Below are 19374 nucleotides of genomic sequence, written 5' to 3' on the forward strand. Positions count from 1 at the left end.
ATTAGTGCGCCTTCGGAGCGTACTTCGGACCCTTCACGCCGTAACCGGCCTTCGCCAGCGCCCAGCCGACGATCGCGCCGATCGGGACGAGCGCGACCGAGGCGATGACGAGGGCGGGCTGCTCGAAGCAGAACGCGACCGTGGCGGCGGCGACGCCGACCAGCATGATGACCACAGCGGTCCAAGCGGCAGGCGAGTGTCCGTGGCCGGGATCGGCGATCGGGTTGGTCATGTTCTCCTCCGGGGGACGACGTGCGGTTCGGATTCAGTCTATCGGGGTCAGCGCGTCGGATCGGTTCCCCGGGACAGCTCGTCCCAGGAATCGACCGCATCGACGGGCCCGTCATGCGGGACTTCGACGTGGTCCGTCCGGTACCGGCGTCCCCCGGCCTTCCAGCCACGCCACGTCGTCAAGACCACGACCGAGGCGGCCAGTAGGATCGCCCAGCCGACCAGGGCGATGTACGGCCAGGCGGACGGTACGATGCTCGCCACGACCTCGTGGACCGCCACACCGCCGGCGAGTCCAGTCACCTCGGTCACCGTGGCCCCGACGGCGTCGAAGGGTTCGGAGAGCAGCAGCTGGAGTGTCGACCAGCCGAGGAACAGGGCTGTCGCTGCCGCGAGCACGCCGAACACGAGCCGCACCGCCTTGCCTGCGATCGACAGTGCGGCCCCGAGAGCGAGCACCGCCAGGCTGAGCGGCGCGAGGAGGACCAGCGCGGATGCACCCGGGACCAGGATCGCCTCCCCCGCGTCGGCGCGTTCGACGGTCAGCCAGGTCTGCGTCGACGAGATGATGCCGATCGCCCCGGCGAGAAGGAAGCCGGAGACGGACAGAGCGCGACCGCGTTTCGCGAGGCTCATGACCGATCCGTTCCGGTGACGGCCTCGAGGTCGTTCGTGTCGAAGCAGGTGCGCGTGCCGGTGTGGCAGGCGGGGCCGGTCTGGGCCACGAGGAGCAGGATCGCATCGCCGTCGCAGTCCAGCCGCGCCTCGTGCACGACCTGGATGTGCCCGGACGTGTCGCCCTTGCGCCAGTACTCCTGACGGGAGCGGGACCAGTACGTCGCACGCCCCGAGGTCAGGGTGCGTCGCAGAGCCTCGGCGTCGACCCAGGCGAGCATCAGCACCTCGCGCGTGTCCCACTGCTGCACGATGACAGGCGCGAGACCGTCTGCGTTGAAGGCGACCTGCGCGATGCGCTCGTCGACGGATGTCGTCTGTGCTTCCGCGTCACTCATCGGACGAGAACCCCCTCCGCGCGAAGCGCGTCCTTGACGTCGCCGACCGTGAGTGCGCCGGTGTGGAACACGCTGGCGGCGAGGACGGCGTCGGCGCCTGCTTTGATCGCGGGTGCGAAGTCCGACGCCTTCCCGGCACCACCGGAGGCGATCACCGGCACCGAGGCCGCCTCGCGCATCAGGCCCACCAGTTCAAGGTCGAAGCCGTCACGGGTGCCGTCCGCATCGATCGAGTTGACCAGAAGCTCGCCCGCTCCGCGCTCGGCCGCTTCCCGCGCCCAGTCCAGGGCGTCGAGGGTGGTCTGCGTGCGGCCGCCGTGCGTCGTGACGACGAAGCCCGAGTGGGTCGTCCCGGCGCGTTTCACGTCGAGCGAGAGCACGAGCACCTGCGCACCGAAGCGGTCGGCGATCTCGCCTATCAGCTCCGGGCGCGCGATCGCGGCCGAGTTCACGCCGACCTTGTCCGCGCCGACGGAGAGAAGGCGGGCCACGTCGTCGACGCTGCGCACTCCCCCGCCGACGGTGAGCGGCACGAAGACTTGCTCCGCCGTCCGCTGCACGACGTCGTACGTCGTGGCGCGCGCGTCGACCGTGGCGGTGACGTCGAGGAAGGTGATCTCATCCGCGCCCTGCGCCGCGTAGTGCCTGGCGAGCTCGACGGGGTCGCCCATGTCGCGCAGGTTCTCGAAGTTCACCCCTTTGACGACACGCCCATCGGCGACGTCGAGACACGGGATGACACGGCTCGCGAGAGTCATCAGAGCCTCGCGTTGTGGATCGCGGTCACGAGGATGGCCCGTGCACCCAGCGCGTAGAGAGCGTCCATCACCGGATTGACCCGGGAACGAGCCACCATGACCCGCACGGCCACCCACTCGGGGTCGCGCAGCGGCGAGACCGTCGGCGACTCCACGCCCCCGGCGATCTTCACGGCGTCGTCCAGCAGAGCAACCGGAAGGTCGTAGTCGATCATGACGAAACGTCGAGCGACCATGACGCCCCGGAGGCGACGAAGGAGCGTCTCCGACCCCTCGGCATCCTCGGGCCCGGCGATGAGCACGGCCTCCGACTCCAGGATCACGGGACCGAACACCTCGAGCCCGGCCTGGCGCAGCGTCGTGCCGGTCTCGACGACGTCGGCGACAGCGTCGGCGACGCCGAGACGGACCGCGGACTCCACTGCGCCGTCGAGCGGCACCAGGTCGACGGCGATGTCGCGCTCGTCGAGGAATGCGTCCACGAGGCCGGGGTACGACGTCGCGATGCGGAGCCCGTCGAGCTCGCTCACGTCGGTGTAGCGTCCGGTCGGCGCGGCGAAGCGGAACGTGGAGCCGGCGAATCCCAGCGCCTCGATCTCGCGGGCACCGGGCATCCGCGCATCGAGCAGGAGGTCACGACCGGTGATGCCGACATCGATCGCGCCGGAGCCGACGTAGGTGGCGATGTCCTTCGGGCGCAGGAAGAAGAACTCGACGTCGTTGTCGGCGTCGATCACGTGCAGGGTCTTGGGGTCACGACGACCGGCATAGCCCGCCTCGGCGAGCATGTCGGCGGCGGTCTCGGAGAGCGAGCCCTTGTTGGGAACGGCGATGCGCAGCATGGATGGCTTTCAGTTCGAGGGGATCGGAACGGAGCGCATCACAGATGTCGGTAGACGTCCTGCAGGCTGAGGCCCTTCGCGAGCATCATCACCTGGACGTGGTACAGCAGCTGGGAGATCTCCTCGGCGGCGGCTTCATCGGACTCGTACTCCGATGCCATCCACACCTCGGCGGCCTCTTCCACGATCTTCTTGCCGATCGTGTGCACGCCGCCGTCGAGCTCGGCCACGGTCCCCGATCCGGCAGGGCGGGTCTCGGCCTTGACACTGAGCTCGGCGAACAGCTCGTCGAAAGTCTTCACGCTTCCAGGCTAGCGGCTCCGGCGAGGTCTCTCAGCCGGGTGACGGCCGCCTCGATGTCCTCGGCCCCGTACACGGCCGAGCCGGCGACGAATGTGTCGGCGCCAGCGGAGGCGGCGATCTCGATCGTGCGATCGGAGATGCCGCCGTCGACCTGGAGCCACACCTGGGATCCACGCCGGCGGGCTTCATCGGCCAGAGCACGCAGCTTCGGCATCGTCTCCGGCATGAAGCTCTGCCCACCGAAGCCCGGTTCGACGGTCATCACGAGGATCTGATCGAACTCGTCGAGGATCTCGAAGAGCGATTCGACCGGTGTCGCCGGCTTCACCGCGACACCCGCTCGAGAACCGATGTCACGGAGTCGACGGGCGAGAGTCACTGGCTCGTCGGCGGCCTCGAGGTGGAACGTGACGCTCGCGGCGCCGATCTCGGCGTACTCGGGTGCCCACCGCTCCGGGTCGGTGATCATGAGGTGCACGTCGAGCGGGATCGGACTCGTCGCCTGGATGCGCTCGACCATCTGCGGACCGAACGTCAGATTGGGGACGAAGTGGTTGTCCATCACGTCGACGTGCGCGAAGTCGGCGGTCGCGATCTTGGCGAGATCCGCCTGCATGTTCACGAAGTCGGCGGCGAGGATGCTGGGGTTGATGCGCGGGGCACGAGGCAGTTCCACGGTCCTAGTCTTCCTTTCCGGATGAGGTGTCGTCGGTCGATGAGCGCTGCAGCAGCGCGAGGAACATGGCGTCCGTCCCGTGACGGTGCGGCCAGAGCTGCGCGCTGCCGGAACCCGCCCTGCCCTCCTCCGCGAGGTCGATCGGAGCGAGGGCGACATCGGCGATGACGGTGCGCGCGTCGAGTTCACGCACGTCTGTGCGGTCGCGGAGCACCTCCTTCACGACTCCCGTGGTCTCCGCGAGATGAGGCGAGCATGTGACGTAGGCGACGATGCCTCCCGGAGCGAGGGCATCGAGTGCGGCCGACAGCAGCTCGACCTGGAGCGGCACGAGTTCCGCGACGTCGGCCGGCGACTTCCGCCATCGCGCCTCAGGACGTCGACGCAGCGCGCCCAAGCCCGTGCACGGAGCATCGACGAGGATGCGGTCGAACTCGCCCGGTCGGGATGCGGCCAGGGCCCGGCCGTCCTGCTCGTGCACCACGACCTCACCGGGGACGGCACGCAACGCCTTGCGCACCAGACGAGCCCTGACTGGCACGACCTCGTTCGCCTCCAGTGTGACGTCGTGCTCGCGGGCCACAGCGGCGAGGAGTGCGGTCTTGCCTCCGGGGCCCGCGCACAGGTCGAGCCACCGCTCCCCCGGTGTGATGGGCGCGGCACCGGTCAGGGCCAACGCCACGAGCTGGGAGCCCTCGTCCTGCACACGTACGGTTCCCCCGGATGCCTCGACGGCACGGCGGGGGTCGCCACCGGTCGAGGCGAAGGCCGTCGGGGCGTATGGCAGGCGCGGCTCCCCCGGTTCGGCGAGCCCGGGGAGAGCGACGAGCGTGACATCGGGCGAGGCGTTGTCGGCCTCGAGGAGAGCGTCCAGCTCCTCGCCGCGCCCTTCGGCGCTGAGAGCGCGACGCAGAGCACGGATCACCCACACCGGGTGCGCGGAACGGAGGGCGAGGCGTTCGTCGTCGGAGCGTGCGCCGCTCTCGATGCGTTCTTGCCACTGCTCGCCCGAGTCCCGTGCGATGCGACGGAGCACGGCGTTCGCGAAGCTCGATGCTCCCCGCCCTGACTCCGTCGCGACCAGGTTCACCGACTCGTTCACGGCGGCGTGCGAAGCCACGCGCGTGGCGAGCAGCTGATGCGCAGCGAGGCGCAAGGCGTCGAGGACGGCGGGATCGATGCTGTCGGGTGAGCGGCCAGCCGCGGCGGCGATGATCGCGTCGTAGGTGCCGAGCCGGCGCAGCGTGCCGTACGTCAGCTCGGTCGCGAGAGCAGCGTCCTGGGGTGTGAGCTGCGCTTCGGCGATCGCCGAGGGCAGCACGAGGTTGGCGTAGGCGTCGGTCTCGGAGACCGCACGCAGCACGCCGTAGGCGACTCGTCTCGCGGGCTGCACGGTGCGGACGGGACCGCGTTGACCTCCGCGATGCGCGTCCGATCCCCGCGGGCCACGCGGACGGGCGTTCGCTGGTGCGCCTCGACGGTTCCGTCGCTCGTCGCTCATGATCCGGCCACCAGTTCGTCGCCGCCACGCAGACCGCGCCACCAGTCGACCGCGTTCATGGCGCCCTTGCCCGCGGGCTGAACCCTGGTGACCGCGAGTGCCCCCGTGGCGGTGCCGATGTGGAGAGCCGACTTGGTGCCGCGGAGACGCCCCGGCGCGAGGGGCTCGGCGTCGGGAGCCGGCGCGGCTTCGAGGATCTTGAGCGGTTGACCTGCGACGGTCGTGTGTGCGCCCGGCTCCGGGGTCACACCGCGGAAGCGCGCGAACACGGCGTCGAGGGGCTGGCTCCAATCGAGCAATCCGTCCGCGAGCGTGAGCTTGGCCGCGAACGTGGGCTCGCCCTGTTGCGGTGTCGACGACGCCGCGCCCTCCGCGATCCCCGAGACCACCCCGGCGATGAGCCCCGCGCCGTCGGCGGCGAGGATCTCGAGAGCCTCCCCTGCGGTGGCCGTGGCGGGAACATCGACCTCGCGCATGGCGAAGACATCGCCGGCGTCCAGTTCCGCGACCAGCTGGAAGACGCTCGCGCCGAGCACTCGGTCCCCGGCGATCAGGGCACGCTGGACCGGAGCGGCCCCCCGCCAGGCGGGCAGCAGGGAGAAGTGCAGGTTGATCCACCCCGCCCTCGGCGCGGATAGCAGCGGCTCACGCACCAGTCCGCCATAAGCCACGATCACCCCGAGGTCGGCCCCGAGCGCGGAGATCTCCGTGGTCGCTGCCTCGTCGAGTCGCGCCGTCTTGATCACGGGAAGCCCCAGTTCCGCAGCGGCCTGGGCCACCGGAGACGGGGTCAGGATGCGACGACGTCCCAGAGGTGCGTCGGGACGCGTGACGACCGCGGCGATGTCGTGGGACTCCACGAGTCGTCGGAGTGTGGGGACGGCGGCGGCGGGCGTGCCGGCGAAGACGAGGCGCATGAAGGTTCTCCGGAAGGGTCAGAGCTCTGGTTCGAGGATATCGAGGCGGACGGAGAGCGTGCTCTTGGTGGCACGTCCTTTTCGGCGACGACCACTCACGGCTTCGGCGACGACCGCCGCGCGCAGGGCCGTCGCCACCCGTGCTCCGGCGCCGTAGTCGAAGCGCACGAGCGCACGCACCCGCGGAGGCACGTCGTCGGTCTCGACCGGGACGGGGCCGAGCACGGCGTCCGAGGGCAGGGCGAGATCGCTGAGGGCCGCGAGGGCATCCGCGACAGCGGGGACCGACCCCTGCACGAGTGCCACGCGTGTCGTCGGGGGCATGTGCAGAGGTGCTCTGCTCTCCAGCTCCATCCGCGCATGCGCCGCCTGGTTCCAGGTCGCGAGCGCCTTCGCGGCCGCGCCGTTCACGCCCACGAGGTGGACGGGAGCGCCGGGTGCTGCCAGCGCGGCGGCGTTCGACCACCACCGCAGGCAGGACTCGGCGACCCTCAGGTCGGGGGCTTGGAGCATCCTCGGCCCGTCGAGCAGGACGACGGCGCGGTATCCCCCATCGGCGATCGGTTCGGCACCACGGGTCGCGACCACGAGCGCGGGCTTCGCCGGAACCCGCTCCACCGGATGAGCGCCGTCGGCGACGATCACCCTGACTCCGGGAAACGCGCGCCCCAGCTCGTCGGCCGTGCGCTCGCTGCCGGAGGAGGCCAGGCGGAGCTTCGTCGAGGAGCACGCAGGACACGTCCATGCGCTGGCTCCGCGGCCGCACCATCCGCACACCGGCACGGCGCCGCGATGCTTGGCACCGAGTGGCCCACCGCAGTGGGCGCATCGGGCGGGAGCTCGACAGTCGGCGCAGACCAGCGAGGGCGAGAACCCGGGGCGGGACGCCTGCACGAGCACCGGACCTTCCGCCGCCGCGGTGCGAGCGGCCAGGAACGCCGACGAAGGCATCCGCTGCGCCGTCGGCTGCTCCATCTCCTGGGGCGTGCTGAGGACGACTCGCGGAAGTACCCGTCGCGTGGCTCTGACGTCCTGCAGCCAGCCGAGGACGACCAGTCGTTCCACATCGGTCGTCCTGGTGTGGCCGGCGAAGAGCAGCGACGAACCCTCCAGCTCCTGCCGCAACAGCGCCGCGTCGCGCGCATTCACATACGGGGCCAGCGGTTCCCCGAGAAGCGGATCGCCGTCGTCCCAGATCGCGACCAGGCCGGCGACGACGGGAGAGTAGACAGCCGAGCGGTTGCCCACGACGATGCACGGTGCGTCTTCGAGCGTGCGCAGAAAACCTCGGTAACGGTCGGGGTTGCTCTGCCGGGAGTCATGACGCACGATCGCACCGGCGGGGACCAGCTCCTCGAGCGCTCCGAGGAGCCGATCGAGGTCACGGCTGTCCGGGACGACGATGATGGATGACCTGCCCGCGCCGAGCGTCCGCGCCGCAGACGCGGCCAGCAGTCGAGCCCACCCCTGCACACCGTCGACGAGCTGAGGAATCGCCTCGACCGCGGCGCGACCGGCGGAGTCGAGCACGGCGCCGAGTCCCTCGTACAGATCGACCGTGCTCTCCGCCGCGGCCAGAGCATCGGCGTCGGGGACCTCGGCGGGCGTATCGGCGGTCCAGGCCTTCTCGACACGCACCTGACGTTTGGGGATCACGAGGCGCAGCACGTCGGAGGCCGAACCCGCTGCCCTGTCCGCGACCCGACGCGCGAGCCGGTGCAGGCGTTCGGGAAGCACAGGCACCGGAGAGACGATGCTCTCGACCTCCGAGAGCGCCCGGTCGGCGTCGTCCTCCGCGTCGATGTCGACGACGTAGCCGTCGATCACACGTCCGGCGGTGCGCAGGGGCACGCGTACGCGAACGCCGAGAGGCACGTCCCCCAGCGCGGCGGGAAGCGCGTAGTCGAAGAGACGATCGAGCTGCGGAAGAGGGGAATCGAGGAGCACGCGCGCGATGCGCCGGCTCTCCGCAGGCATCAGGACCGCGGTCCCATCAGAGCCCGGCAGCGCGGCGCAGCTCTTCGGCGCGATCGGTGCGCTCCCAGGTGAAGTCGGGGAGCTCACGGCCGAAGTGCCCGTAGGCGGCGGTCTGCGCATAGATCGGGCGCAGCAGGTCGAGCTGCTCGATGATCGCCTGCGGACGAAGGTCGAACACCTCGTTGATCGCCCGGGTGATGATCTCGTCGGAGACCTTGCCGGTGCCGAACGATTCCACGTACAGGCCCACCGGCCGGGCGACGCCGATGGCGTAGGCGACCTGCACCTCGAGACGGTCGGCCAGCCCCGCAGCGACGGCGTTCTTGGCGACCCACCTGGTGGCGTATGCACCGGAGCGATCGACCTTGGACGGGTCCTTCCCGCTGAAAGCGCCTCCGCCGTGACGCGAGGCACCGCCGTAGGTGTCGATGATGATCTTGCGGCCGGTCAGACCGGCGTCTCCCTTGGGGCCGCCCGTGACGAAGGGCCCGGCGGGGTTGATGTAAAGCGTGACGTCGTCGAGGTCGAGACCAGTCGCTGCCAGCACGGGGTCGATCACGTGTTCCCGCACCTGTGCCTTGATCTCGTCCTGCGAGACGTCGGGGTGGTGCTGCGTGGAGACGACGACCGCGTCGACGGTCTTCGGCGTGAAGCCGTCATACCCGAGCGTGACCTGGGTCTTGCCGTCCGGGCGCAGGAACGGCAGCACGCCGCTGCGACGAACCTCGGTGAGCCGCTCTGCAAGGCGGTGGGCGGTCCAGGCGGCCATGGGCATGAGCTGCGGCGTCTCGTTCGTGGCGAAGCCGAACATGATGCCCTGATCGCCGGCGCCGAGACCGTCGAGCGGATCGACGGAAGAGCCGTCGCGATGCTCCTGGGCGCTGTCGACGCCGTGAGCGATGTCGGTCGACTGCTCGCCCACCGAGACGCTGACTCCGCAGGACGATCCGTCGAAGCCGGTGTCGCTGGAGGTGTACCCGATGCCGTTCACGACCTGGCGGACGATCGTGGGGATGTCGACGTAGGCGTCCGTGCGGATCTCACCGGCCACGTGGACGAGGCCCGTCGTGACGAGCGTCTCGACGGCGACACGGGAACCCTTGTCCTTCGCGATGAGGCCGTCGAGGATGCTGTCGGAGATCTGATCGCAGATCTTGTCCGGGTGCCCCTCGGTGACGGACTCGGACGTGAACAGACGCAGGGCGGTCATCGATACTCCAGAACGGGACGGACAGAGGGAGGGTGTTGCACCCATTCTGGACCGCGCCTCCGACAGAAGGGAGGCGCGGCCTGGAATATCACTCTGCGTGACGAAGGCGGAGCTTGTCCTCGTTGATCTCGTGCAGCGCGATCGTGAGCGGCTTGTCCTCCACGGACGAGTCCACGAGCGGGCCGACGTTGTCGAAGAGGTTTCCCTCGTGCAGGTCGGAGTAGTAGTCGTTGATCTGACGCGCGCGCTTGGCGGCGTAGATGACGAGCTCGTACTTCGAGTCGACGCGGTCGAGCAGGTTGTCGATGGGGGGATCGATGATGCCGTTGTTGTGTCCGGCCATGGGGAGACCTCCTGATCAGGCGACGGGATCGTCGCGAAGTCGGTGCGAAAGGCGCGCGAAGACGCTCAGCGCGCAGAGCTTGTAGACAATTCTACGACCTCGCGGGCCGCAGTGGCGACGTCCTCGTTCACGATGAGGTGGTCGAACTCGTTCTGGGCGGCGAGTTCGACCTTGGCGGTGCGCAGTCTCCTCGCCCGTTCCTCGGCGTCTTCCGTGCCCCTGCCGACCAGACGATGCACCAGTTCGTCCCAGCTCGGGGGCAGCAGGAAGACCAACGTCGCGGCGGGTTCGGCGGCGCGGACCTGACGCGCCCCCTGCAGGTCGATCTCGAGCAGCACCGTCTTGCCTTCGGCGAGAGCAGCGTCGATCGGAGCCCGCGGCGTGCCGTACCGCGAGCGGTTGTGCACCACGGCGTACTCGAGCAGCTCCCCGTCCGCGATCAGACGGTCGAACTCCTCGTCGTCCACGAAGTAATAGTGCACTCCGTCGATCTCGCCGGGACGCGGCGGCCGGGTGGTGGCTGAGACCGAGAGGTGGATCTCCGGGTTGTGCTCGCGGATGTGCGCGGCGACCGTGCCCTTTCCCACCGCGGTGGGACCGGCGAGGACCAGCAGCCGGCTCCGCGCTCCCCGGGGCGAGGGCGGCGGGAAACGGGAGTCGAGCCATTGCTCCAGGACACGGCGCTGGCGCGCCCCGAGGCCGCCGAGTCGTTTCACCGGCGAGATGTGCAGCTCTTCCAGCACGCGGTCGCGCTTGCCCGCACCGATCGCGGGGAGCGCCAGCAGGAAGTCGGTGATGCGCATCGACCCTTCGACTGAATCGGCGTCCGCCGTCGCACGGTGCAGCACCGCCTGCGGCGTCACCACGCGCATCGTGAGGTCGCGCTTGACCGACGCCCTGGCGCGTCGCCGCTCCACGGCACGGCGTGCGGCGGCCGCCCTGTCGACCTCGGGAACCGTACGCTGCGCGTCAGGCACGCGCCACCTCCAAGTACTCGGCCGCGCGGGCGGTGATCGTGGCAGCCAGACGGTCGGGGCCGGCGCCGAGGATGCTGCGGCTCTCGCTCGCGATCACCGCATCCGACAGTGTTCCGAAGCGCGCTCGGAGGTCAGCGGGCGTGGCGCCCTGCGCACCGAAGCCCGGAGCGAGGATCGGGGCGACCGGCGCGAACGGCTGGATTCCCGCGAGAGTCCAGTCCACGGTCGCACCGATGACGAATCCGAAGCTGCCCCACTCCCCTGCGTCTGTCAGCGCGGCGTTGCGGGCGGAGACCTCGTCGATCACGGATCCGGAGACGGTCTCCCCCGTGGAGGCGACCGCGCGCTGCAGGCCCTCTGCCTCGGGGTTGCTGGTCGCGGCGAGGACGAAGACTCCCTTGCCGTGCTCTTCGGCGAGGGTGAATGCCCCGTCGAGGGCGCCCACTCCGAGGAACGGACTGACGGTCAGCGCGTCGGCCTCCAAGGGCGAACCGGGTGTGAGCCATGCGCGCGCATAGTCGCCCATGGTCGATCCGATGTCTCCGCGCTTGGCGTCGGCGATCACGAGCAGATCAGCCGCTCGTGCTGCGGCGAGCACATCCTCGAGCGCGGCGATCCCCCGCGAACCGAAGCGCTCGAAGAACGACACCTGGGGCTTCACGAGAGCCACTCTCCCGGCGGCTGCCTCAACCGTGCGCAGACCGAAGTCCCGCACACCGCGCGCGTCGTCGGGGAGCCCCCACGCGGCGAGCAGTGCCGCGTGGGGGTCGATACCGACGCAGAGTGGACCGTCTGCTCGCAGCGCGGCCCGTACGCGTTCGCCGAAGCGTCGGCTCACAGTGCCGCCTTCCGGTCCAGCGCGTACTCCTGGAGGCTCTTCACCTGGAAGCCCTCATGGGCGGCGTCCATTCCGCTGACCGCGGCGCCGAGCACGGCGATCGTGGTGAACAGCGCCTTGTCGGCGGCGACCGCTGCAGCGCGGATCTCGTAACCGTCCGCGCGAGCCGCACCACCGGACGGGGTGTTCACGACGATGTCGATCTCCCCGTCGTTGATGAGGTCGACGATGTTCCGGGCTCCGGACTCCTGCGTCTCGCTGTACTTCTCGACCACCGTCACCGCGATGCCGTTGCGCGAGAGGATCTCGGCGGTGCCCTCGGTCGCGACGATCGTGAAGCCGAGCTGCTGCAGACGGTGTGCTGGGAGGATGACGGCGCGCTTGTCCGAGTCCGCCACCGAGATGAAGACGGTGCCCGACGTGGGCATGCCCCCGTATGCCGCGGCCTGGCTCTTCGCGAAAGCCGTCGGGAAGTCACGGTCGATGCCCATGACCTCGCCGGTGGAGCGCATCTCCGGTCCGAGCACGGAGTCGACCGTCTTGCCGTCGGCGGTGCGGAACCGCTTGAAGGGCAGCACGGCCTCCTTGACGGAGACGGGCGCGTCCAGCGGAACACGCGAGCCGTCCTGCTCCGGCAGCATTCCCTCGGCGCGCAGCTCGGCGATCGTGGAACCGGCCATGATGCGGCTGGCAGCCTTCGCCATCGGGATGCCCAGTGCCTTGGAGACGAAGGGCACCGTGCGGCTGGCACGCGGGTTCGCCTCGATCACGTAGAGCACACCGGCGCTGATGGCGAACTGCACGTTGAGCAGTCCGCGCACGCCCACGCCCTTCGCGATGGCCAGGGTGGCTTCACGCACGCGGTCGACGTCGGTGCGGCCGAGAGAGACCGGCGGCAGCGTGCAGCTGGAGTCCCCCGAGTGGATACCGGCTTCCTCCAGGTGCTCCATCACACCGCCGATGTACAGCTCGGTGCCGTCGAAGAGCGCGTCCACGTCGAGCTCGATCGCGTCGTCGAGGAAGCGGTCCACCAGCAGCGGCTTGCCCTCCTCGATGACGACCTCGCCCGCGGTGCGCACGAAGTAGTCGCGCAGCGACGCCGTGTCGTAGACGATCTCCATGCCGCGTCCGCCGAGCACGAAGCTCGGACGCACGAGCACCGGGTAGCCGATCTCCTCGGCGATCCGGACGGCGCCTTCGACATCGATCGCCGTGCCGTTGCGCGGCGCGACGAGACCGGCCTCGTCGAGCAGCCGCGAGAACAGTTCGCGCTCCTCGGCCAGGTCGATCGCCTCCGGGCTCGTACCCAGGACGGTGTAGCCGGCGGCCTCGATGCCCTTCGCGAGTCCCAGCGGCGTCTGGCCTCCCAGCTGGCACACGACGCCGAGGATGGTGCCGCTCGCCGCCTCCGCGTCGAGCACCTCGAGCACGTCCTCGAGCGTCAGCGGCTCGAAGTACAGACGGTCGGAGGTGTCGTAGTCGGTCGAGACCGTCTCCGGGTTGCAGTTGACCATGACGGTCTCGAACCCGGCGTCCGAGAGCGCGAACGACGCGTGCACGCAGGAGTAGTCGAACTCGACACCCTGACCGATGCGGTTCGGTCCGGAGCCGATGATGACGACCTTCGTGCGCTCGGACGGAGCGACCTCGGTCTCGAAGTCGTAGCTCGAGTAGTGATACGGCGTGAGAGCGGGGAACTCGCCGGCGCACGTGTCGACCGTCTTGTACACCGGCCGGATGCCGAGGCCGTGACGGACACCACGGACTTCGGCCTCGGACGTGCCGCGCAGCTCGGCGAGCTGCGCGTCGGAGAAGCCGTGCTCCTTGGCGTAACGGAGAGTCGCGGCGTCAAGCTCAGGGGCCGTGCGCACGATCTCCGCGACCTCGTTGATCAGCACGATCTGGTCGAGGAACCACGGGTCCATGGCGGTCGACTCGAAAGCCTGCTCGACCGTCGCGCCCTTGCGCAGCGCCTGCTGCAACGTGACGATGCGGCCGTCGGTCGGGGTCTTGGCGACCTCGAGGAGCTCTTCCACGGAGCGGTTCTCCTCGCCCCAGTGGAAGCTGGAACCGCGCTTCTCGAGCGAGCGCAGCGCCTTCTGCAGCGCGGTGGCGTAGTTGCGGCCGATCGCCATGGCCTCGCCCACCGACTTCATGGTCGTGGTGAGCGTGGCATCGGCGGCCGGGAACTTCTCGAACGCGAAACGGGGCACCTTCACCACGACGTAGTCGAGCGTCGGCTCGAAGCTGGCCGGCGTGACCCCGGTGATGTCGTTCGGGATCTCGTCGAGGCGGTAACCGAGGGCGAGCTTCGCCGCGAGCTTCGCGATCGGGAAACCGGTCGCCTTGGAGGCGAGCGCGCTCGAACGCGAGACGCGCGGGTTCATCTCGATCACGATGATGCGCCCGTTCGTCGGGTCGACCGCGAACTGGATGTTGCAGCCGCCGGTGTCCACTCCGACGGCACGGATGATGTCGATGCCGATGTCGCGCATCTTCTGGTACTCGCGGTCGGTGAGCGTGAGCGCGGGAGCCACCGTGATCGAGTCGCCGGTGTGCACGCCGACCGGGTCGACGTTCTCGATGGAGCAGACGACGACCGTGTTGTCAGCGGTGTCGCGCATGAGCTCGAGCTCGTACTCCTTCCAGCCGAGGATCGACTCCTCCAGGAGCACCTCGGTCGTCGGGGAGTCGCGCAGGCCGGCACCACCGATGCGACGCAGGTCCTCCTCGTCGTAGGCGAAGCCGGAACCGAGGCCGCCCATCGTGAAGGACGGGCGCACCACGAGCGGGTAGCCGAGCTTCTCGGCACCGGCGAGGAGGTCATCCATGGTGTGGGCGATGACGCTCTTGGCGACGTCCGCGCCCGCTTCGAGCACGAGCTCCTTGAAGACCTGGCGGTCCTCGCCCTTCTTGATCGCATCGACCTTGGCGCCGATGAGCTCGACGCCGTACTTCGCGAGGATGCCGCGTTCGTCGAGCGCCATGGCCGCGTTCAGAGCGGTCTGCCCGCCGAGCGTCGGGAGGATGGCGTCCGGCTTCTCCTTGGCGATGATCGTCTCGATGACCTCAGGGGTGATCGGCTCGATGTACGTCGCGTCGGCGAAGTCGGGGTCGGTCATGATCGTGGCCGGGTTGGAGTTGACCAGGATGACCCGGACGCCCTCCTCGCGCAGCACGCGGCAGGCCTGAGTACCGGAGTAGTCGAACTCGCAGGCCTGACCGATGACGATCGGGCCGGAGCCGATGACGAGGACGGAGTTGATGTCGTCGCGCTTGGGCATTACTTGGAGTCCTTCTGGCTGGCGATGACCAGGTCGCGGAACCTGTCGAAGAGGTAGTTGGCATCGTGGGGGCCCGCAGCCGCCTCGGGGTGGTACTGCACCGAGAAGGCCGGGATGTCGAGGGCACGCAGTCCCTCCACGACGTTGTCGTTGAGGCCGACATGGCTGACTTCCACCTTGCCGTAGCCGTGGGGGCTGTCGAAGGTGCCGTCGATCGGCGCCTCGACGGCGAAGCCGTGGTTGTGGGCGGTGATCTCGACCTTGCCCGTCTGCTTGTCGAGCACCGGCTGGTTGATGCCACGGTGTCCGAACGGCAGCTTGTAGGTGCCGAGGCCGAGAGCCCGACCGAGCAGCTGGTTGCCGAAGCAGATGCCGAAGAACGGAAGTCCTTCGTCGAGCACCGAGCGCAGCAGCTCGACGTGATCGCCCGATGCCGCGGGGTCGCCGGGCCCGTTCGAGTAGAAGACGGCGACGGGGTCGACGGCGCGGATGTCGTCGATCGTCACGTTCTGCGGAAGCACGTGCACCTCGAAGCCGCGAGCCGCCAGGTTGTCGATCGTCGCCTGCTTGACGCCGAGGTCGAGCACGGCGAGGTTGCCGATCCGCTCCCCGAGCGCAGTGGTCACGGTGGCGACGTCGACCGAGACCTCGGCCGACAGGTTGCGACCGGCCATCTCGGGAGCCTCGCGGACGATGCGCACCTGCTCCTCCGGGTCGAGCGCGGCATCCGCACCGGAGAAGATCCCGCCGCGCATGGAACCCGCTGACCGGATGTGCCGGGTGACCGAACGGGTGTCGATACCGCTGATGCCCACGATGCCGTCCTCGACGAGGACGTCGTCGAGCGAGGCGTTCGCGCGCCAGTTCGACACGACCCTCGAGGGGTCGCGGACGATGTAGCCGGCGACCCAGATGCGACGCGATTCGGCATCTTCGTCGTTCATGCCGGTGTTGCCGATGTGCGGTGCCGTCTGCAGCACGATCTGGCCGGCGTAGGAGGGATCGGTGATCGTCTCCTGGTAGCCGGACATGCCGGTCGAGAAGACGACCTCTCCCAGTGTGCGTCCGCGGGCTCCGTAGGCACGGCCCACGTGGCGGGTGCCGTCTTCCAGGACGAGGACGGCGGGATCGGGGAGCCGGGCCGCTGCGGCCTGCTCGGAGGTTGTGGAGAGTGTCATGACGTTGCTCCTGTGTCGGGGGCGGCGGGGACGAGCCGCTGCAGGTCGGAGATGAGGTTGTGAGGTTCGCCGGTGGCGACGCGCAGGTAGCTGTCGACGATCGTGTCGTCGTCGATGTTCCACGCGATGCGCACGAGGCCACCCGGCTCGACGACACGGTCGATCGTGACCGTGGCGCGGTCGACAGCCACGAGACGGTCCTTCGCGAGGAAGACCGTCGGCGTGCCGTCGAGGCAGAGCGCGATGCCGCGATCCGTGACGGCGACCTCGCCGCGGGCCCGGTACGCGAGAGGCGACACCGCGAGACGCTCGAGCGGCTGTCCGTGCCGCGTCGTCGACACGTACAGCACCTCGTCGCGGCGGGCGACCTCCGCATGCTCGGGCACACCCAGAGGGGCCGAGAACACGGAATCGCGGCGGATTCGTCGTCGCCAGGCGCGCAGCATCACCAGCAGCACCAGGAGGGCGACCGCGACGGTGATCGCGACGGCGAGATCCCGTGCGCTCATGCGCCGAGCTCCTCGACGACGCTGCCGCCGTCGACCGTGAGGACGCCGCCGTGGATCGTGTATTCCACCCGTCCGGGGAGGGCACGCCCGAGGTACGGCGAGTTCACGCTGCGACCGTGCAGGTCGGAGTCCGTGAAGACGCCGTCCACCGACGCGTCGTACAGCGTGATCTGGGCCGGCTGCCCGACCTCGAGCGGTGTGCCGTGGCCGGAGAGGCGTCCGATCCGGGCCGGTGCCGCGCTCATCACGCGCGCGATGTCCGCCCATCCGAGCAGTCCGGTCTGGACCATCGACTGGTGCACGACGCGCAGTGCGCTCTCGAGGCCCACCATGCCGTTCGCCGCAGCCTGCCACTCGCATGCCTTGTGCTCGCTGGGGTGCGGAGCATGGTCGGTGGCGACGATGTCGATCGTGCCGTCGGCGAGGCCCTCGCGCACGGCCAGGACATCCTCTTCCCGGCGCAGAGGCGGGTTGACCTTGTAGCGCGCGTCGTATCCCCGCACGAGCTCGTCCGTCAGCAGCAGGTGGTGAGGGGTGACCTCGGCCGTGACGTTGATGCCGCGCTTCTTGGCCCAGCGGATGATGTCGACGGAGCCGGCCGTCGACAGGTGGCAGACGTGCAGCCGGGAACCGACGTGCTCTGCCAGCAGCACGTCGCGCGCGATGATCGACTCCTCAGCGACCGCTGGCCAGCCGGCGAGGCCCAGCTCGGCGGACACCGTGCCCTCGTTCATCTGCGCCCCCTCGGTGAGGCGGGGGTCCTGAGCGTGCTGTGCGATGACGCCGTCGAAGGACTTCACGTACTCCAGAGCACGGCGCATGATGAGCGGGTCGAAGACGCAGAAGCCGTCGTCGCTGAAGACGCGCACCTGGGCGCGAGACGTGGCCATGGCACCGAGCTCGGCGAGACGTTCGCCCTTCTGCCCCACGGTGACGGCCCCGATGGGCTGCACCGTGGCATAGCCTGCGGCTTCGCCGAGCGCGAGCTCCTGTTCGACGACACCGGCGGTGTCGGCGACCGGCGAGGTGTTCGGCATCGCGAACACGGCGGTGAACCCGCCAGCGGCAGCCGCCCTGGTACCGGTGAGGATCGTCTCCGACGCTTCGTAGCCCGGCTCACGCAGGTGTGTGTGCAGGTCGACGAGCCCCGGCAGTGCGACCAGGCCCGCAGCGTCGATCACGCGAGCACCGGTGCGGGTGAGGCCCGTCCCGATCTCGGCGATCCGGCCCTGCTCGATGATGATGTCGGCGCTCTCGGCACCGAGCAGCTGTGCACCGGTGATGACGAGGGTCTCGTTCACAGGTCTCCCCCTCGTTCGTCGTCTCGTTCTCCTGCGAGCAGCAGGTACAGCACCGCCATGCGGACGGATACTCCGTTGGTGACCTGTTCCAGCACCGTCGAACGGGCGGAATCGGCAGCTTCGGAGGAGATCTCCAGTCCCCGGTTCATGGGTCCGGGGTGCATGACAATGCTACCTGCCGGAAGCGCGGCCACACGCCGTGCGTCGAGGCCCCATCGACGGGAATACTCCCGCTCAGTCGGGAAATACGCGGCATTCATCCGTTCGAGCTGAATCCGCAGCATCATCACGGCGTCCGGGCCCTCCGCCAGAGCCTGATCCAGGTCGTAGACGACACGGACCGGCCAGAGCGACACATTCTGCGGAACCAGCGTCGGCGGCGCGACCACGGTCACGTCGGCACCGAGCGTGGTGAGCAGCCAGACATTGGAGCGCGCGACCCGCGAATGCAGCACGTCGCCGACGATCACGACCCGCAATCCACGCAGGTCGCGTCCGCGGCTCTCGGGGCCGAAGCGGCGCTTGCGGATGGTGAAGGCGTCGAGCAGCGCCTGCGTCGGGTGCTCGTGGGTGCCGTCGCCGGCGTTCACGACTCCGGCCGAGATCCAGCCGCTGGTGGCCAGGGTCTGCGGGGCACCGGAGCCCGGGTGCCGGACTACGACCGCATCGGCGCCGATGGCCTCGAGCGTCTGCGCGGTGTCTTTGAGGCTCTCGCCCTTGGAGACGCTGGATCCCTTGGCGGCGAAGTTGATCACGTCGGCGGAAAGGCGCTTGGCAGCAGCCTCGAAAGAGATGCGCGTGCGGGTCGAGTCCTCGAAGAACAGGTTCACGACGGTCTTGCCCCGCAGCGTCGGCAGCTTCTTGACCTCGCGCGACTGCGTGTCGGACATGTCCTCGGCGACGTCGAGGATGCGAAGCGCGGTCTCCTTGTCGAGGGTGCGGGTGTCGAGGAGGTGTCTCATTCGCCGATCGTCACCTCCTCCGCCCCGTCGTTCTCGAAGAGGCGCACGTTGACACGCTCCGTGCGGGCCGAGGGGATGTTCTTGCCGATGAAGTCAGGCCGGATCGGAAGCTCGCGGTGGCCACGATCGACGAGGATCGCCAGGCGCACGACGGAAGGCCGCCCGATCGACTGGATCGCGTCCAGCGCGGCGCGGATGCTGCGCCCCGAGAACAGCACGTCGTCCACGAGCACCACGGTCTTGCCGTCGATGCCCCCGACGGGGATCTCCGTCGGCTGCGGCGAGCGGGTCGGGTGCTTCGCGAGGTCGTCGCGGAACAGGGTCACATCGAGCGAGCCGACCGGGACGGACTGCTGGGCGATCTCGCTGATCAGCAGGCCGAGGCGGTGGGCGAGCGTGACTCCGCGAGTGGGGATCCCCAAGAGGACGAGGTTCTCGGCGCCTCGGTTGGACTCGAGGATCTCGTGCGCGATCCGGGTCAGCGCTCGTGAGATGTCGGCTTCGTGCAGCACAGTGCGCATGCTCATCGGCCGCTCCCTTCTCCGCCTCACAGG

Annotated in this window: 20 protein-coding genes; all 20 read right to left on the bottom strand. The window is 69.3% G+C overall.

Annotation, left to right across the window (positions count from 1 at the left end; translation table 11 throughout):
* Position 1: 1 nt before the first annotated feature.
* The 20 genes from RN51_RS17675 to pyrR all read right to left on the bottom strand — a co-directional run bounded on the left by RN51_RS17675 (position 2) and on the right by pyrR (position 19347).
* Positions 2-232, bottom strand: coding sequence for an HGxxPAAW family protein (locus RN51_RS17675; RefSeq protein WP_045265319.1), 231 nt, complete (start codon positions 230-232; stop codon positions 2-4).
* 47 nt (positions 233-279) lie between these two features.
* Positions 280-867 carry a Trp biosynthesis-associated membrane protein gene (locus RN51_RS17680; RefSeq protein ID WP_045265320.1) on the bottom strand — a complete coding sequence of 196 codons (588 nt, stop codon included), beginning with the start codon at positions 865-867 and terminating at the stop codon, positions 280-282.
* Positions 864-1244 (bottom strand): phosphoribosyl-AMP cyclohydrolase, encoded by a 381-nt coding sequence (hisI, locus tag RN51_RS17685; protein ID WP_045265321.1) that lies wholly within the window; start codon positions 1242-1244, stop codon positions 864-866. The genes RN51_RS17680 and hisI overlap by 4 nt, the downstream gene beginning before the upstream one ends.
* Positions 1241-2002: an imidazole glycerol phosphate synthase subunit HisF gene (gene hisF / locus RN51_RS17690; protein WP_045265322.1), complete on the bottom strand. Its 762-nt coding sequence runs from the start codon at positions 2000-2002 to the stop codon at positions 1241-1243. The genes hisI and hisF overlap by 4 nt, the downstream gene beginning before the upstream one ends.
* Positions 2002-2844 (bottom strand): ATP phosphoribosyltransferase, encoded by an 843-nt coding sequence (hisG, locus tag RN51_RS17695; protein ID WP_045265323.1) that lies wholly within the window; start codon positions 2842-2844, stop codon positions 2002-2004. Before hisG ends, hisF begins: the two co-directional genes overlap by 1 nt.
* Before the next feature lie 38 nt (positions 2845-2882).
* Complete coding sequence (locus RN51_RS17700; protein WP_045265324.1) at positions 2883-3146, bottom strand: phosphoribosyl-ATP diphosphatase; 264 nt, start codon at positions 3144-3146, stop codon at positions 2883-2885.
* Positions 3143-3823, bottom strand: a complete 681-nt coding sequence (gene rpe, locus RN51_RS17705; protein WP_045265325.1) for a ribulose-phosphate 3-epimerase — start codon at positions 3821-3823, stop codon at positions 3143-3145. The genes RN51_RS17700 and rpe overlap by 4 nt, the downstream gene beginning before the upstream one ends.
* Positions 3824-3827: 4 nt before the next feature.
* Positions 3828-5216, bottom strand: a complete 1389-nt coding sequence (locus RN51_RS17710) for an RsmB/NOP family class I SAM-dependent RNA methyltransferase (RefSeq protein WP_045265401.1) — start codon at positions 5214-5216, stop codon at positions 3828-3830.
* A gap of 104 nt (positions 5217-5320) precedes the next feature.
* A complete protein-coding gene (gene fmt, locus RN51_RS17715) occupies positions 5321-6241 on the bottom strand; it encodes a methionyl-tRNA formyltransferase (protein WP_045265326.1) in 921 nt (306 codons plus the stop codon).
* Positions 6242-6259: 18 nt separating this feature from the next.
* A complete protein-coding gene (locus RN51_RS17720; RefSeq protein WP_045265327.1) occupies positions 6260-8218 on the bottom strand; it encodes a hypothetical protein in 1959 nt (652 codons plus the stop codon).
* A 16-nt stretch (positions 8219-8234) separates the two neighbouring features.
* Positions 8235-9428, bottom strand: coding sequence for a methionine adenosyltransferase (gene metK, locus RN51_RS17725; protein WP_045265328.1), 1194 nt, complete (start codon positions 9426-9428; stop codon positions 8235-8237).
* Positions 9429-9516: 88 nt separating this feature from the next.
* Complete coding sequence (gene rpoZ, locus RN51_RS17730; protein ID WP_017204385.1) at positions 9517-9771, bottom strand: DNA-directed RNA polymerase subunit omega; 255 nt, start codon at positions 9769-9771, stop codon at positions 9517-9519.
* 65 nt (positions 9772-9836) lie between these two features.
* The gene (gene gmk / locus RN51_RS17735; protein WP_045265329.1) at positions 9837-10748 is read right to left on the bottom strand and encodes a guanylate kinase; all 912 of its coding nucleotides are present in this window, start codon (positions 10746-10748) and stop codon (positions 9837-9839) included.
* Complete coding sequence (gene pyrF, locus RN51_RS17740) at positions 10741-11586, bottom strand: orotidine-5'-phosphate decarboxylase (protein ID WP_045265330.1); 846 nt, start codon at positions 11584-11586, stop codon at positions 10741-10743. The genes gmk and pyrF overlap by 8 nt, the downstream gene beginning before the upstream one ends.
* Positions 11583-14870 (bottom strand): carbamoyl-phosphate synthase large subunit, encoded by a 3288-nt coding sequence (carB, locus tag RN51_RS17745; RefSeq protein ID WP_045265331.1) that lies wholly within the window; start codon positions 14868-14870, stop codon positions 11583-11585. Before carB ends, pyrF begins: the two co-directional genes overlap by 4 nt.
* A complete protein-coding gene (carA, locus tag RN51_RS17750) occupies positions 14870-16048 on the bottom strand; it encodes a glutamine-hydrolyzing carbamoyl-phosphate synthase small subunit (RefSeq protein ID WP_045265332.1) in 1179 nt (392 codons plus the stop codon). Before carA ends, carB begins: the two co-directional genes overlap by 1 nt.
* Positions 16045-16557 (bottom strand): hypothetical protein, encoded by a 513-nt coding sequence (locus tag RN51_RS17755; protein WP_045265333.1) that lies wholly within the window; start codon positions 16555-16557, stop codon positions 16045-16047. Before RN51_RS17755 ends, carA begins: the two co-directional genes overlap by 4 nt.
* Positions 16554-17858, bottom strand: a complete 1305-nt coding sequence (locus tag RN51_RS17760; protein ID WP_045265334.1) for a dihydroorotase — start codon at positions 17856-17858, stop codon at positions 16554-16556. Before RN51_RS17760 ends, RN51_RS17755 begins: the two co-directional genes overlap by 4 nt.
* A complete protein-coding gene (locus tag RN51_RS17765; RefSeq protein ID WP_045265335.1) occupies positions 17855-18820 on the bottom strand; it encodes an aspartate carbamoyltransferase catalytic subunit in 966 nt (321 codons plus the stop codon). Before RN51_RS17765 ends, RN51_RS17760 begins: the two co-directional genes overlap by 4 nt.
* A complete protein-coding gene (gene pyrR / locus RN51_RS17770) occupies positions 18817-19347 on the bottom strand; it encodes a bifunctional pyr operon transcriptional regulator/uracil phosphoribosyltransferase PyrR (protein WP_045265336.1) in 531 nt (176 codons plus the stop codon). Before pyrR ends, RN51_RS17765 begins: the two co-directional genes overlap by 4 nt.
* Between the last annotated feature and the right edge of the window lie 27 nt (positions 19348-19374).

The sequence above is a fragment of the Microbacterium oxydans genome (genome assembly GCF_000956405.1).
GTDB classification, from domain to species: domain Bacteria; phylum Actinomycetota; class Actinomycetes; order Actinomycetales; family Microbacteriaceae; genus Microbacterium; species Microbacterium oxydans_C.